Origin of the sequence: Nocardioides sp. NPDC057767, from assembly GCF_042798275.1 — a bacterium.
Classification (GTDB): domain Bacteria; phylum Actinomycetota; class Actinomycetes; order Propionibacteriales; family Nocardioidaceae; genus Nocardioides.
This window is the reverse complement of record NZ_JBHVKJ010000030.1, coordinates 43572-57153: the sequence shown is the minus strand read 5'-3', so window position 1 is coordinate 57153 and position 13582 is coordinate 43572. Positions and strand designations below refer to the sequence as shown.

Below are 13582 nucleotides of genomic sequence, written 5' to 3'. Positions count from 1 at the left end.
CCACGCCGAGTCGGCGCTGATGTCCCACAAAATCATGCCGAGTCGGCGCATCTGTCCCATGCGGCTGGGGCAGATGCGCCGACTCGGCGTTCTCAGCTGGGACATCTGCGCCGACTCGGCGTTGGGATACGGGACAGACGCGCCGAGTGGGCATGTATCTGCGGGGCAGTTGCGCCGACTCGGCGCGCTGGGGTGGGACAGAGCCGCCGGGCCCCGCGCCCTCGGCTAGCGTTGATGTCGTGGATCTGCAGCAGCGCATCAATGACCGGGTCGGCGAGATTCTGCTTTTCGCGGTCACCCCGCCGAGGGTGACGACGGAGCCCGAGAGGGTGCAGCAGATCGCCGAGGTCACGCTCGAGCGGATCCGGCCGCTCGATGTCGACGGGCTGATCCTCTACGACATCGACGACGAGTCCGACCGCAACCCGGAGGAGCGGCCGTTCCCGTTCGTACGCACCCTCGACCCCGCCGAGTTCCTCGAGCGCAACCTCGCCGGTCTCGACGTACCGGCCGTGGTCTACCGCGCCACCGGGAAGTACGACGAGCCGACGCTGCGCGACTGGGTCAAGACCCAGGACCCGGCCAGGTCGCTGTCGGTCTTCGTCGGCGCCTCCTCCGGCGAGAAGCGCGTCGCCACCAGCCTGCGCCGCGCCCAGGAGATCCGCAGGGAGATCAACCCCGACCTGCTCCTCGGAGCCGTCGCGATCCCCGAGCGACACACGGCCAAGGGTGATGAGCACCTTCGCCTGATCGCGAAGCAGGAGGCGGGCTGCTCCTACTTCGTGAGCCAGGTCGTCTACGACGTCAACGCCGCCAAGAACCTCGTCTCCGACTACCGCTACGAGTGCGAGACCCGTGGGCTGCAGCCGGTGCCGATCGTGTTCACCTTCTCCGTGTGCGGCTCGATGAAGACCCTGGAGTTCCTCCGCTGGCTCGGTGTGGACGTCCCGCGCTGGATCGAGAACGAGCTGCGCCACGCCACCGACACCCTCGACGCCTCGCTCGAGCAGGCGGAGGCCACCGCGATCGAGCTGATGTCGTTCTGCCGCCAGCTCGGGGTGCCGTTCGGCATCAACATCGAGTCCGTCTCGATCCGCAAGGTCGAGATCGAGGCCTCCGTACGTCTCGCCGAACGGCTCCGCGGCAAGCTCGAGCGTTGAGTCGACCGGGATGTTCGTCTAGGTATGCAGCCGAACCGCCACTTCCCGTGCGGAGTTCCGCCAGGGATGTGACGGTTGCCCTGCATACCTAGACGAACAGACTCACAGCCCAGTACGCATCGCCCACAGTTCAGGGAACAGGATGATGTCGAGCTGCTTGCGCAGGTAGGAGACCCCGGAGGTCCCGCCGGTGCCGGGCTTGAAGCCGATGATCCGCTCGACGGTGGTCACGTGCCGGAACCGCCAGACCCGGAAGGCGGTCTCGAGGTCGGTCAGCTCCTCGCCGAGCTCGTAGAGGTCCCAGTGCTTCTCGGGGTCGCGGTAGACCTCGCCCCAGGCGGCCTCGACGGCGTCGGAGGCGGCGTATTCCTGCTTCCAGTCCCGGTCGAGATGGTCTGCTGGGATGTGGAAGCCGCGCCTGGCCAGCAGCCGTAGCGACTCGTCGTAGAGCGAGGGCCGTCCGTACGCAGCCAGCACATCCGTCTCGTGCGGCCGTCCCTCGTGGGCTCGGAGCGTGTAGGCCGCCTTGTTGCCGAGCGCGAACTCGATGCAGCGGTACTGCCACGACTGGAATCCCGAGCCGGTGGCCAGGTAGGGACGGAACTTGTCGTACTCGGTCGGGGTCAGCGTCGAGAGCACGTCCCAGGCGTGCACGAGCTGCTCCATGATCCGCGAGACCCGGGCGAGCCCCTTGAACGCGGGGCGCACGGCGTCCTCGGCCAGCAGCCGCTGCGCCTCGGTGAGCTCGTGCAGCGCCAGCCGCATCCACAGCTCCATCGCCTGGTGCTGCACGATGAAGAGCATCTCGTTGTGGTCCCCCGACAAGGGATGCTGCGCGCCGAGCACCTCCGGCAGGTGGAGGTAGTCGGAGTAGTCCATCGGAAGATCCTGCGTGCTGCTCATGTCACTGCTCCTCGGGTCCAGAAGCGCTCGTCGCGCCATTCGTCGTCGTCCATCACCGAGACCAGGTGGTCGACGGCATCCCAGACGTCGACGTAGCGGGTGTAGAGCGGGGTGACGCCGAAGCGCAGGATGTCCGGCGTTCCTGCGCGGAAGTCGCCGACGACGCCGCGCTCGATGAGCGCCTGCACAATCGCGTACGCCCCGGCGCCGCCGATGCTCAGCGACAGCTGGCTGCCGCGGTGCGTGTCGTCCAGCGGTGATTCGATCGTGAACCCGGGCAGCCGGGACGCGACGAGGTCGGCGAAGAGCCGGGTCAGCGCGAGCGACTTCTCCCGGAGCGCCTCGAGACCGCCGTGCGGCTCGGCGGCGAGCAGCGTGTCGACGCCGCACTCCAGGGCGGAGATCCCGATCACCGCAGGCGTGCCGGACAGATAGCGCGAGACTCCCTCCGCCGGCCGGTAGCCCGGCGACATCTCGAAGGGCGCCGCGTGGCCCATCCAGCCCGACAGCGGCTGCTCGAAGCGGTCGACGTGGCGTGGGTTGACCCACAGGAACGCGGGCGAACCGGGGCCGCCGTTGAGGAACTTGTAGCCGCAGCCGATCGCGAAGTCGGCGTCGGCTCCGCGAAGGTCGACCGGCACGGCACCGGCCGAGTGGCACAGATCCCAGACGGCGAGCACGCCGTGCTCGTGCGCCAGCGCGGTGACCGACGCCATCGAGTGCAGGTAGCCGGTGCGGTAGTTGACCTCGGTCAGCATCAGCACCGCGGTCCGGTCCAGCCACGCCTCGATCTCGGACGGGGAGTCGACCAGGACGAGCTCGTAGCCGCGGTCGCGGCACAGCGAGGAGGCGATGTAGAGGTCGGTCGGGAAGTTGCTGCGCTCACTGACCACGATCCGGCGATCGGGGGAGTCGGCAGCGGCGATCGAGAGCGCCGCGGCGAGCACCTTGTAGACGTTGAGCGAGGTCGAGTCGGCGACCACGACCTCGCCCTCACCTGCGCCGACGATCCGGGCGATCTTGTCGCCGACGCGCTGCGGCAGGGTGATCCAGGAGGCGGTGTTCCATGACTCGATCAGCCCCTGCCCCCACTCCTGGGTGACCACCTCGGCCACGCGGCCGGCGGTGGCGCGGGGGAGCGCCCCGAGCGAGTTGCCGTCGAGGTAGATGGTCCCCTCCGGCAGGTCGAAGAGGTCCCGCAGCGGGGCCAGCGGGTCGGCCTGGTCGAGAGCGACAGCGTCGTCGCGGTTCATTCGGCACCTTCCTGGGTGGTGATCGCCCGGAGCACGGCCCGCACGGGCGCGGCGTCGGCGGTGGTGAGCTTGAGGGGGAGTGCGATCAGCTCGTAGTCGCCCGCGGCAACCTCGTCGAGCAGCAGGTTCTCCAGGATGCGTACGTCGTGACGGTGTGTCGCGAAGTGCGCCGGCAGGTCCTTGGAGGTGGACGGGTCCAGGCTGGCCGCGTCGGTGCCGACCAGCCGGACCCCGTTCGCGGCGAGCAGGTCGATCAACGCGGGGTCCAGCGCGCAGAAGTCGTCGTCCCAGGTCGTCGGCTGGGTGGCGTACGTCCGGAACAGCACGCGCGGCGGCAGGTCGGTGACGTCGACGTGATCGAGGGTGACCAGCGGGCGCACCCCGGACACGTCGATCACTCGGCACGGGCCGAGGAACGGCTCCAGCGGCATCTCGCCTGCGGGCGTGCCGCCGTCGGTGAAGTGCAGCGGTGCGTCCGCATGCGCCCCGACGTGCGCCGAGACCGAGATCTCGGCGACGTTCACCGGGCAGCCGGGGCCGATCCGGAACGTCCAGCCGACCTCGGTCGCGTGGTCGCCGGGGAAGACCGGCGAGTCGACGTGAACGGGTGGTGAGATGTCCCACAGTTGCGCCATGTTCCGCAGCCTAGACGACCTGATTTTCCGTCGACCCCGCGCGTCGTGACAGGTCATCCCGTCGAGTCGGCGCATCGTGACCGATAATCCCGCCGACTCGGCGTGTCAGGCGGTGAAGAACTCCGTCGCCACCGGAGCCAGAGCCGACGCCTTGACCATGTGGTTCTGCCCGTCGAGGACGACGTAGCGGCCGTCCGTAACGGCCTTGGCGATGGCCTGCTGGGCGTTGGTCATGTAGGCCGGGCTCTTGCTGCCGGCCGCCGACAGCACGGGGGCGGACACGTTCTTGAAGTAGCCGCCGGGCAGCGGGACGCCCTGCTGGAACGGCACGCACATGCCGAGGTCGTAGGTCAGCGTGTGGGCGACCGGGGTGAGCTTCTTGAAGGCCGGGGTCAGGCGCATGATCTTGACCGCGATCCACGGCATCCCGACCACGCGCATGAACCGCTCGATCGCGGCGGCCCGCCTGCCCTTCTCGATCAGCTTCTCGACCTGCTGCGCCAGGTCGGCGTCGTTGGGCCGGTGGGTGTCGTCGAGGATGAGGGGCGCCTCGTAGGCGACGATCTTGTCGATCGGAAGGCCGGCCCGGGCGCCCTCGAGGGCGAGGAAGGCGCCGGAGCTCAGGCCCAGCAGATGGGCGTGGCCGCCGGCAGCCTCGATCACCGCTCCGAGGTCGGCGACCTCCTGCTCGACCGCCTCCATGGTGCCGGCGGCAGCGGGCTTGGCGATGTTGCTGCCGCCCCGGCCGCGGCGGTCGTAGCGGTAGACGGTGAACCGGTCCGAGAGCGCGTCGGCCAGCTCCTTGGAGGGCCCGAAGTCGCGGTAGCACATCGCTCCGTCGACCAGGACGAGCGCCGGGCCGGTGCCGACGACGTCGTAGGCGATCGTGGTGCCGTCGGCGGAGAAGGTGGTCTTGGTCATCATGTCGCTCACTTCTGTCGCGGTGGTCGTCGAGATACTTACGCGTCGGACGAGGCCTCGGCTCTTCGACACGCGGCCGCACGTCTCTCGAGAAGCTCGCGTTCGCCGGCGTTGCCGGTCAGTGACGCCGCCTCGTCGAACGCCGCCGCGGCCTCGCGGTGGCGCCCGGCGCGCTGCAGCAGATCCCCGCGTACGCCGGCGAGAAGATGGGACCCCGCAAGAGCTCCTTCGGGAAGTGCCGCCAGGATCGCCAGCCCGGCGCCCGGACCGAAGGCCCGCCCGTGCGCGACGGCCCGGTTGACCTCGATGACGGCACCCGGGGCACCGGAGGCGAGGAGATCGTAGAGCCGGGCGATCTCGGCCCAGTCGGTGTCCTCGGCTCGCCGGGCGCGGCCGTGACAGGCGGCGATCATCGCCTGCACCAGATAGCTCCCGCCCGGGGTGCCGGAGGCGGCCAGCGCGGTGGCACGGTCGACTGCAGCCAGGCCACGACGCAGCAGCAGCTGGTCCCAGCGGGTCCGGTCCTGGTCCTCGAGAAGCACCGGGTGACCATCGGCGTCGGCCCGTGCCGCGAGCCGCGAGCCCTGGATCTCCAGCAGCCCCTGCAGCGCCTGCGCCTCGGGATCGCCCGGAGCGAGCGCGGCCAGCATCCGGGCCAGCCGCATTCCTTCCAGGCACAGCTCGGGGCGGGTCCACGACGGCCCCGACGTCGCCGCGTAGCCCTCGTTGAAGACCAGGTAGATCGTCTGCATGACCTCGCGCATACGAGCCGCCCGCTCCTCGCCCACCGGGAGCTCGAACGACGCCCCGACCTCGGTCAGGGTGCGCTTCGCCCGCGAGATCCGCTGCCCGACGGCCGACTCCTTGGCGAAGTACGCCCGGGCGATCTCGGCGGTCGTCAGTCCGCCGACGAGCCGCAGCGTCAGCACCGTGCGCGAGTCGGGCGCCAGCACGGGGTGGCAGGAGAGGAACATCAGCCGCAGGACGTCGTCCTCGATGTAATCGACCGCGGCGGCCAGGTCCGGCATCTCACCCTCCTCCAGTTCGTGTCCGAGCAGCGCCACCTTGCGGCGCAGCACCTCGTCGCGGCGGAACCCGTCGATCGCGCGCCGCTTCGCGATCGACATCAGCCAGGCTCCGGGGTTGCGAGGGATGCCCTCGTGCGGCCACTGCTCCAAGGCCGCGACGAGGGCATCCTGGGCGAGGTCCTCGGCCAGGTCGAGGTCGTGCGTCATCCGCGCCAGCCCAGCGAGGAGACGTACGGACTCGTTGCGCCAGACCGCGACGATCGCGTCCTCGGTAGTCGAGCTCATTCAGCCGGCGTCGGCGGACCGAACAGCGGCCGCATCTCCACGGCCACGTCCTGTCCCGGCCAGAGCTCCTCGTGGAGCTGGATCATCCGGCGCCCGAGCTCGATCGCCTCGTCCGGCGAGCGGACCTCGAAGAGCGAGAACCCGCCGGCGACCTCCTTGGCCTCGGCGAACGGGCCGTCGACGTGGGTCACCTCTCCGGCGGTCAGCCGGATCTCCACCGCTGGGCCGAGCCCGTCGGCATCGAGCAGGACGCCGTCGGCGTACTGCTGCTTGATCTCGGCCTCCACCGCCTCGATCAGTGCGGCCGGGGGCGGTCCCGCGTTGGGGTCCATCTTCACGAACATCATGTAGCGCATCTGCTTCTCCTTGCAGGTCGGCGACGCGTCCGTCGCGCGCCGTCGCCTACGCGTCGAGAAGAGCCTGCCGCTTTCGACACGGCCGCACCAGGAATTTCGGTAGGTGTTGCTCTAGGACGCCTTCGACTTCTTCTTCGGCTTTTCCCCGGCCTCCTCGGGGACCTCCTCGCCGCGCGACTTCTTCGCCGCGGCGACCGAGCGCTGCAGGGCGGCGAGCAGGTCGACGACCTCGCCGGAGGTCTTGGTGGAGGTGGGCGTCCGCTCGACCTCGCCACCCTCGATCTTGGCCTTCACCATCTCCTCGACGGCGCTGGCGTAGTCGTCGGAGAACTCCTCGGGGTGGAAGTCGCCCGCGAGCGTCTCGACGAGCATGTTGGCCATCTTGATCTCGGAGTCCTTGATCTCGCCGGCCTCGACCTTGAAGTCGGGCACCCGGATCTCGTCGGGCCACATCATCGTCTGCAGCACGATCACGTCGCCGTTGTCGGTCGGCCGCACCCGCAGCGCCGCGACCGTGGTGCGCTGGCGCAGCGCGACGGTCACCAGCGCGACCCGGTCGGCCTCCAGGAGCGCCTGGCGCAGCAGCGCGTAGGGCTTGATCCCGGTGTTCTCCGGCTCCAGGTAGTAGCTCTTCTCGAAGAGCATCGGGTCGATCTGGTCGCTCGGCACGAACTTCTCGACCGCGATCTCGCGCGAGGAGGTCGTCGGCAGGTTGGCGAAGTCGTCGTCGGTGAGCACGACCATCTCGCCGTCCTCGGTCTCATAGCCCTTCGCGATCTCGGAGTAGGGCACCTCCTCGCCGTCGATCGAGCAGATCCGCTGGTAGCGGATCCGGCCGCCGTCGGCCTGGTGCACCTGACGGAACGAGACGTCGTGGGACTCCGTCGCCGAATAGAGCTTCACAGGCACGCTGACCAGCCCGAACGAGACAGCGCCCTTCCAGATCGCACGCATGCGGACCCCTCGTCAGTCGGTAGGAACTCACCAAGTATCTGTCGGATCTGCCGATACCGGTACCCCATTCACCCACGTCAGAGCCGTCACGCACGTCCGGGAGATGAAGCAAGATGGGTTCATGCACTCGATGCTGCGTCCGATGCTGGCGACGCCCGGCAGCCACGTACCTCCGGGGGAGGAGTGGGTCCATGAGGTGAAGTGGGACGGCATCCGGCTCATCGGAGAGTCCGAGCAAGGACGTACGCAGACCCGACTGACCACGCGCAACGACAACGACGCGACCCCTGCCTGGCCCGAGATCGCGACGGGCCCGGAGCGCGACATCGTCGTCGACGGCGAGGTGATCGCGCTCAACGAGGCCGGGCTCCCCGACTTCCGGGTGCTGATGGACCGGATGCACAACCGTGACGTCCGCCGGGCGGCGCGGTTCGCGGAGCGGATCCCGGCGACCTACATGGTCTTCGATCTTCTCCGTCTCGACGGGCGGCTGCTCATCGACGAGCCCTGGACCGAGCGCCGCAAGGTGCTCGAGGCGGTCCACGCCGAGGGAGACCTGGGCTCGTGGCAGGTGCCCGCGACCTACGACGACGGCCACATGCTCCACGAGGTGACGAAGGCGCAGGGGCTGGAGGGCATCGTGTCCAAGCGGCGCGGGAGCCGCTACCGGCCCGGCGAGCGGAGCAAGGACTGGGTGAAGCTGGCCCACCGCTACCGGGCCTCGCTCGTGGTCGGCGGCTGGCGCCCGGAGGTCGGCACCGAGGGCGGCACCGAGCGTCTCGGCGCCCTGCTCGTCGGTCAGCCGACGCCGGACGGCCTGATCTACCGCGGGCGGGTCGGCAGCGGCATCACCGGCAAGCGGGCACAGCGCCTCGGGGAGCTGCTCCGCGAGAGCGACCGGAACCCCTTCGCCGGGCCCGACGTCGATCCCGACGGGGGAGTGCCGTCCGTGGACGCGCGCGGCACGCACTGGGTCGAGCCGCTCCTCGTCGTCGAGGTGGAGACCCACGGCACCGCGGTGGCGGCAGCGAGCTACAAGGGCCGGCTGCGGCAGCCGAGCTTCATCGGCATCCGCGAGGACATCGAGCCGGAGGATCTGTGATGGTCGACCGAGAAGAGGTACGCGTCGAGGTCGACGGCCGCGTCCTGACCCTGACCAGCCTGAGCAAGGTGCTCTACCCGCGCACCGGGATGACGAAGGGGGAGGTGCTCAACTACTACGCCCAGGTCGCGCCGGTTCTCCTTCCCCAGCTCGAGGATCGCGCGGTGACGAGGATCCGCTGGCCGCACGGCGTCGGGGACATGTCGTTCTTCGAGAAGAACGCCCCGGCCGGCACCCCGAGCTGGGTCCGCACGGTCACCGTCCCGACCACCGGCTCCCGCGCCGCCGATCACAAGGAAGGCACGCTGACCTTCCCGATCCTCGACAGCCTGGCGGCGCTCACCTGGGCCGCCAACCTCTCCGCGCTGGAGCTGCACGTCCACCAGTGGACCGTCGGTGCCGACGGCACCCCGGCCGGCGCCAACCGGATCGTGATCGACCTCGATCCCGGCGAGCCGGCCGGTCTCCAGGAGTGCTGCGAGGTGGCCCTGCTGGTGCGCGAAGCCCTCAGCGCCCGTGATCTCGCCGCGACGCCGGTGCTCAGCGGGAGCAAGGGAGTGCATCTGTACGCCGCCCTGCCGGAGCCCGTCGAGCCGGACGTCGCCACCGCGTTGGCCAAGGAGATCGCCGAGGACCTGCAGAAGGCCCATCCACGTAAAGTCACCGCAACGATGACCAAAAGTCGCAGGTCAGGCAAGGTTTTCCTGGACTGGTCACAGAACTCGGGATCGAAGACGACGATCTGTCCCTACTCGCTGCGGGGCAAGGAGATCCCCACGGTGGCGGCCCCGATCACGTGGGAGGAGGTCGCCGAAGGGGCGGAGGATCCGCTCGGTATCGATCAGCTCGGACCTAACGATGTGATCACGCGCTTATCTGAAAGGGGGGATCTCTTCACAAGCCCTACGGGGCTGTAACTATTGTTCTCTCCATGTCTAACTCCGTGCTCGTCGTAGAAGACCAAGAGGACATCGCCGCTCCGCTGGTGCGCACGCTCCAGCGAGAGGGTTACGACGTCACCTGGGTCGACTCCGGCAAGAAGGCGCTGGAGCTGCTCGCGCCCCCTTACGAGGCCGAGCTCGTGCTGCTCGACCTGGGCCTTCCCGACATGGACGGGCTCGAGGTCTGCAAGGCTGCGCGTGACAACGGCTACGAGGGCGGGATCATGATCCTCACCGCCCGTGACGCCGAGATCGACCTGGTGGTCGGCCTCGACGCCGGTGCCGACGACTACCTGGCCAAGCCGTTCGCGCTGGCCGTCCTGCAGGCCCGGGTCCGCGCGCTCCTGCGCCGCTCGGGCCCGGTCGAGCCCGGCGCCGACGACGACGCCCTGCGTATCGACGTCGCCGCTCACCGTGTCTACGCCGGCGAGCGCGAGGTGACGCTGACCGGCAAGGAGTTCGCGCTCCTGGCCGTGCTGGCCGCCTCCCGCGACAAGGTGGTCTCCCGCGACCGGCTGATGGCCGAGGTCTGGGACGAGAACTGGTACGGCTCGACCAAGACCCTCGACGTCACCGTCGGACGCCTGCGCCAGAAGCTCGAGGCGGCCGGCGTCCAGGAGAAGGTCGTCGCGGTCCGCGGAGTCGGGTTCCGGCTGGAAGCCGGAGAGTAGGCGCAGCCGACTCGAAACAGGGGAGAAACCGCAAGTTCGACACGGCGTCAAACCACTGTTCAGTGCGTGAGATGACTCACAAACGACGGCAAAAACACGCGTAACCACGCGGAATGTGCCCAAGATGCGAGCATTCGGGATTGGATCCGCTCCAGATCGCGTGTCACCTTGGTTGAGCCGTGCACAACGCACGACCGGCCCCGGTACACGCCGAATCCTGTCCCTCCGGACGCCGGCCCCTACTACTGAACCCCCTTACCCCTCACACTCAGCAGTACGTATGGGACAGGAGCGGGGGACCCAAGTTCCACGCGACTAACTCGGACGGTCGCTTGGGGTGAAGTCATCCACGGATGGCCGGGCACCTTTCAGCCCGAACCCGACAGCTCACCTCGCAGGCGTGGGAAGGAACTCACGCATGTCCAAGTCCGTATCTCGTCCTGCCCATCGAGGCACCGCGCGCCCGTTCCGGTCGCCGAACAGCTCGACCGCACGGACGATCGCAGGATCGCCCATCGACAAGCTCAGGACGACGCTCAGCGGCCACGGCAAGCTCGCCGGCCGCATCACCCTCGCCAGCGGCATCGCCGCCGGCGCCCTGGTGGCGGTCCCCGCCGCCAATGCCGCTCCGGTCTCCTCGCCGACGTCCGTCGAGTCGAGCGTCGAGTCGAGCGTCGAGTCCAGCGTCGAGTCGGCCAAGGTGGTGGAGGCTCCGACCCTGGAGGTCTCGGCCACCCCCGCGGCGATGCTCACCGACATCCAGCAGCTCGAAAGGGCTGTCGAGGTGCAGCAGCGCAAGGCCGAGGCCGCCCGCAAGGCCGCCGAGGCGAAGCGCAAGGCAGCGATCGCGGCCAAGAAGGCCGCGGAGGCGAAGAAGAGGGCCGAGGCGGAGGCCAAGGCCTTCGCCGCGAGCCAGCAGGGCAAGATCGAGCGGGCGATCAGCGTCGCCTCGGAGCAGATCGGCGACCCGTACGTCTGGGGTGCCACCGGTCCGAGCGCGTTCGACTGCTCCGGCCTGACGCAGTACGCCTTCAGCGCCGCCGGCATCGAGCTGCCCCGGGTCTCGCGGGACCAGGCCGCTGCGCTGCCGACGATCCCGAACGACCAGATCCAGCGCGGTGACCTGATGTTCTGGGGCAGCCCCGTCTACCACGTCGGCATCTTCCTGCGCTGGGAGAACGGCGAGGCGATCATGCTGCACGCCCCCAAGCCGGGTACGGCTGTTCGTGAGGAGGCTGCCTGGGACGGCTGGTTCGCCGGCTCGATCCACCAGGCCTGAACCTTCGCGGCTCAGTCTCGGGGCCCGTTCCGACGGGCCGACCCCCACATATCCCCCTGGCGCTCGCCCTCCGGTTCCCCTTGCCGGAGGGCGAGCGCATATGTGGGCCGGCGAATCGGGTGCTGCACCACGCGTCAAGTAACCTGTAAGACGTGGCAGGCCCCGAATTCGACACCGAGATCAAGCAGCTCCAGGCAACGATGCAGACCATCGGCCAGGTGCTGGACCTGGACGCGATGCGCAAGGAGATCGCCGACCTCGGCGAGCAGGTCGCCGCGCCCGACCTCTGGGACGATCAGGACAACGCCACCCGGGTCACCGGACGGCTCTCCCTGCTGCAGGGCGAGCTCAACAAGTTCACCGAGCTCAGCAGCCGCATCGAGGACCTCGAGCTGATGGTCGAGATGGCCCAGGAGGAGGGCGACGCCGACACGCTCGCCGAGTCCGAGGCCGAGCTGGGCCGGGTCAAGAAGGCCGTCGAGAGCCTGGAGATCCGCACCCTGCTCTCGGGGGAGTACGACTCCCGCGAGGCCCTGGTCACGATCCGCTCCGGCGCCGGTGGCGTCGACGCCGCCGACTTCGCCGAGATGCTGATGCGGATGTACGTCCGCTGGGCCGAGCGCAACAAGTACCCGGTCGAGGTCTTCGACACCTCCTACGCCGAGGAGGCCGGGCTGAAGTCCGCCACCTTCGCGATCCACGCCCCCTATGCCTACGGCACCCTCTCCGTCGAGGCCGGCACCCACCGCCTGGTGCGGATCAGCCCCTTCGACAACCAGGGCCGCCGCCAGACGTCCTTCGCCGCGGTCGAGGTCGTGCCCGTGCTCGAGCAGACCGACGAGATCGAGATCGACGAGAACGACATCAAGGTCGACGTCTACCGCTCCTCGGGCCCCGGTGGCCAGTCGGTCAACACGACCGACTCGGCGGTCCGGCTGACGCACATCCCCACCGGCACCGTGGTCTCCTGCCAGAACGAGAAGTCGCAGCTGCAGAACAAGGCCGCCGCGATGATCGTCCTCAAGGCCAAGCTGCTCGCGCTGAAGAAGGCCGAGGAGGAGGCGCAGCTCAAGGAGCTGAAGGGCGATGTCGCCGCGTCCTGGGGCGACCAGATGCGCAACTACGTCCTCAACCCCTACCAGATCGTCAAGGATCTGCGTACGACCTACGAGGTCGGCAACCCGCAGGCCGTCTTCGACGGGGACATCGACGGGTTCCTCGAGGCGGGCATCCGCTGGCGCCGGGGTGCCGAGAAGGCCGAGCAGAACTGAGCTGATGGCTGCGCGGACGCGCACCAGGCTTCCCCTTCCGGGCCGCGGGGCGACGTACGCCTATGACGTCTACGGTCCCGAGGACGGGGTGCCGATGGTGCTCTTGCACGAGCTCGGAGGCAGTGCGAAGCGGTGGCAGGAGGTTGTGCCGCCGTTCGCGGCCGAGCACCGGGTCCACGCCTTCGACATGCGTGGGCACGGGGACTCGGACTGGGCCTCCGACTACTCCCACCGGCTCATCGCCGACGACGTGATCGCGGCGATGGACTCGCTCGGGATCTCCGGTGCCGTGGTGATCGGGCACTCGACCGGTGGCAACGTCGCCCTCCTGCTCGCCATGCACCGGCCCGACCTGGTCTCCCGGCTGGTGATCGAGGACGTGGTGCCGCCAGCGCCGCGCAGGCGGAGGCTGCCCGGTCGCGCCACCAGGCCGATGCCCCACGACTGGGAGTGCATCGCGTCCCTGCTGGTCGAGGCGACGACGTACGATGCCTGGATGTGGGAGCAGCTCGAGCTGCTGCCCATGCCGACCCTGATCGTGGCCGGTGGCGGCAACAGCCACATCCCGCCGGCCGACCTGGAGAAGGTCGCTCGCCGGATCCCGGAGGCGGACCTGGTCCACTTCGACGTCGGCCACTTCGTGCACCGCAACCAGCCGCAGGAGTTCGCCGACACCGTCCTGGCGTGGCTCGCGTCGCGGTGCTGGATGCAACGCGTCCCGCGTCGCGGGTGGGATCCCCATCCCTAAGGACCCCACCCGCTCTCGCCAGCCGGCTCTGCTCTGACTCAGTGCCCGCGGCGGCGCACGCCGCCCGGTGAGGTG

14 protein-coding genes and 1 riboswitch are annotated in these 13582 nt (G+C 69.2%); of the genes, 7 read left to right on the top strand and 7 right to left on the bottom strand.

Annotated elements, in window-relative coordinates; translation table 11 throughout:
- Positions 1-239: 239 nt before the first annotated feature.
- The gene (locus ACFVDI_RS16745) at positions 240-1160 is read left to right on the top strand and encodes a methylenetetrahydrofolate reductase (RefSeq protein ID WP_378906936.1); all 921 of its coding nucleotides are present in this window, start codon (positions 240-242) and stop codon (positions 1158-1160) included.
- A 102-nt stretch (positions 1161-1262) separates the two neighbouring features.
- Here the strand turns inward: ACFVDI_RS16745 and ACFVDI_RS16740 are convergent, their stop codons facing one another.
- From ACFVDI_RS16740 to ACFVDI_RS16710, 7 genes are all read right to left on the bottom strand, one after another.
- Complete coding sequence (locus ACFVDI_RS16740; RefSeq protein WP_378906934.1) at positions 1263-2063, bottom strand: tryptophan 2,3-dioxygenase; 801 nt, start codon at positions 2061-2063, stop codon at positions 1263-1265.
- The gene (kynU, locus tag ACFVDI_RS16735) at positions 2060-3316 is read right to left on the bottom strand and encodes a kynureninase (RefSeq protein ID WP_378906932.1); all 1257 of its coding nucleotides are present in this window, start codon (positions 3314-3316) and stop codon (positions 2060-2062) included. Before kynU ends, ACFVDI_RS16740 begins: the two co-directional genes overlap by 4 nt.
- The gene (gene kynB / locus ACFVDI_RS16730; protein WP_378906930.1) at positions 3313-3951 is read right to left on the bottom strand and encodes an arylformamidase; all 639 of its coding nucleotides are present in this window, start codon (positions 3949-3951) and stop codon (positions 3313-3315) included. Before kynB ends, kynU begins: the two co-directional genes overlap by 4 nt.
- Positions 3952-4056: 105 nt before the next feature.
- Positions 4057-4872: an alpha/beta fold hydrolase gene (locus ACFVDI_RS16725; protein WP_378906928.1), complete on the bottom strand. Its 816-nt coding sequence runs from the start codon at positions 4870-4872 to the stop codon at positions 4057-4059.
- 38 nt (positions 4873-4910) lie between these two features.
- Positions 4911-6185: an RNA polymerase sigma factor gene (locus tag ACFVDI_RS16720; protein WP_378906926.1), complete on the bottom strand. Its 1275-nt coding sequence runs from the start codon at positions 6183-6185 to the stop codon at positions 4911-4913.
- Positions 6182-6541 (bottom strand): YciI family protein, encoded by a 360-nt coding sequence (locus tag ACFVDI_RS16715; protein ID WP_378906924.1) that lies wholly within the window; start codon positions 6539-6541, stop codon positions 6182-6184. Before ACFVDI_RS16715 ends, ACFVDI_RS16720 begins: the two co-directional genes overlap by 4 nt.
- Positions 6542-6652: 111 nt before the next feature.
- A complete protein-coding gene (locus ACFVDI_RS16710; RefSeq protein WP_378906922.1) occupies positions 6653-7495 on the bottom strand; it encodes a Ku protein in 843 nt (280 codons plus the stop codon).
- Positions 7496-7616: 121 nt separating this feature from the next.
- Here ACFVDI_RS16710 and ACFVDI_RS16705 point away from each other — a divergent pair, with 121 nt between their 5' ends.
- From ACFVDI_RS16705 to ACFVDI_RS16680, 6 genes are all read left to right on the top strand, one after another.
- Positions 7617-8597, top strand: coding sequence for a DNA ligase (locus tag ACFVDI_RS16705; protein WP_378906920.1), 981 nt, complete (start codon positions 7617-7619; stop codon positions 8595-8597).
- Positions 8597-9514, top strand: a complete 918-nt coding sequence (gene ligD, locus ACFVDI_RS16700) for a non-homologous end-joining DNA ligase (RefSeq protein WP_378906918.1) — start codon at positions 8597-8599, stop codon at positions 9512-9514. Before ACFVDI_RS16705 ends, ligD begins: the two co-directional genes overlap by 1 nt.
- A 14-nt stretch (positions 9515-9528) precedes the next feature.
- The gene (locus tag ACFVDI_RS16695; RefSeq protein WP_040755281.1) at positions 9529-10209 is read left to right on the top strand and encodes a response regulator transcription factor; all 681 of its coding nucleotides are present in this window, start codon (positions 9529-9531) and stop codon (positions 10207-10209) included.
- A gap of 241 nt (positions 10210-10450) precedes the next feature.
- Positions 10451-10622: riboswitch (cyclic di-AMP (ydaO/yuaA leader) on the top strand.
- 5 nt (positions 10623-10627) lie between these two features.
- The gene (locus ACFVDI_RS16690) at positions 10628-11488 is read left to right on the top strand and encodes a C40 family peptidase (RefSeq protein WP_378906916.1); all 861 of its coding nucleotides are present in this window, start codon (positions 10628-10630) and stop codon (positions 11486-11488) included.
- A gap of 152 nt (positions 11489-11640) precedes the next feature.
- The gene (gene prfB, locus ACFVDI_RS16685; protein WP_008358700.1) at positions 11641-12759 is read left to right on the top strand and encodes a peptide chain release factor 2; all 1119 of its coding nucleotides are present in this window, start codon (positions 11641-11643) and stop codon (positions 12757-12759) included.
- Positions 12760-12763: 4 nt separating this feature from the next.
- A complete protein-coding gene (locus tag ACFVDI_RS16680) occupies positions 12764-13507 on the top strand; it encodes an alpha/beta fold hydrolase (protein ID WP_378906913.1) in 744 nt (247 codons plus the stop codon).
- Positions 13508-13582: the final 75 nt, after the last annotated feature.

Excerpts from the sequence above, each read along its gene's own strand:
- ligD (WP_378906918.1), top strand. The coding sequence starts at position 8,597 with ATGGTCGACCGAGAAGAGGTACGCGTCGAGGTCGACGGCCGCGTCCTG.
- kynB (WP_378906930.1), bottom strand. The coding sequence starts at position 3,951 with ATGGCGCAACTGTGGGACATCTCACCACCCGTTCACGTCGACTCGCCG.
- ACFVDI_RS16690 (WP_378906916.1), top strand. The coding sequence starts at position 10,628 with ATGTCCAAGTCCGTATCTCGTCCTGCCCATCGAGGCACCGCGCGCCCG.
- ACFVDI_RS16695 (WP_040755281.1), top strand. The coding sequence starts at position 9,529 with ATGTCTAACTCCGTGCTCGTCGTAGAAGACCAAGAGGACATCGCCGCT.
- ACFVDI_RS16740 (WP_378906934.1), bottom strand. The coding sequence starts at position 2,063 with ATGAGCAGCACGCAGGATCTTCCGATGGACTACTCCGACTACCTCCAC.
- ACFVDI_RS16720 (WP_378906926.1), bottom strand. The coding sequence starts at position 6,185 with ATGAGCTCGACTACCGAGGACGCGATCGTCGCGGTCTGGCGCAACGAG.
- ACFVDI_RS16680 (WP_378906913.1), top strand. The coding sequence starts at position 12,764 with ATGGCTGCGCGGACGCGCACCAGGCTTCCCCTTCCGGGCCGCGGGGCG.
- ACFVDI_RS16705 (WP_378906920.1), top strand. The coding sequence starts at position 7,617 with ATGCACTCGATGCTGCGTCCGATGCTGGCGACGCCCGGCAGCCACGTA.
- ACFVDI_RS16725 (WP_378906928.1), bottom strand. The coding sequence starts at position 4,872 with ATGACCAAGACCACCTTCTCCGCCGACGGCACCACGATCGCCTACGAC.
- ACFVDI_RS16715 (WP_378906924.1), bottom strand. The coding sequence starts at position 6,541 with ATGCGCTACATGATGTTCGTGAAGATGGACCCCAACGCGGGACCGCCC.
- kynU (WP_378906932.1), bottom strand. The coding sequence starts at position 3,316 with ATGAACCGCGACGACGCTGTCGCTCTCGACCAGGCCGACCCGCTGGCC.
- ACFVDI_RS16710 (WP_378906922.1), bottom strand. The coding sequence starts at position 7,495 with ATGCGTGCGATCTGGAAGGGCGCTGTCTCGTTCGGGCTGGTCAGCGTG.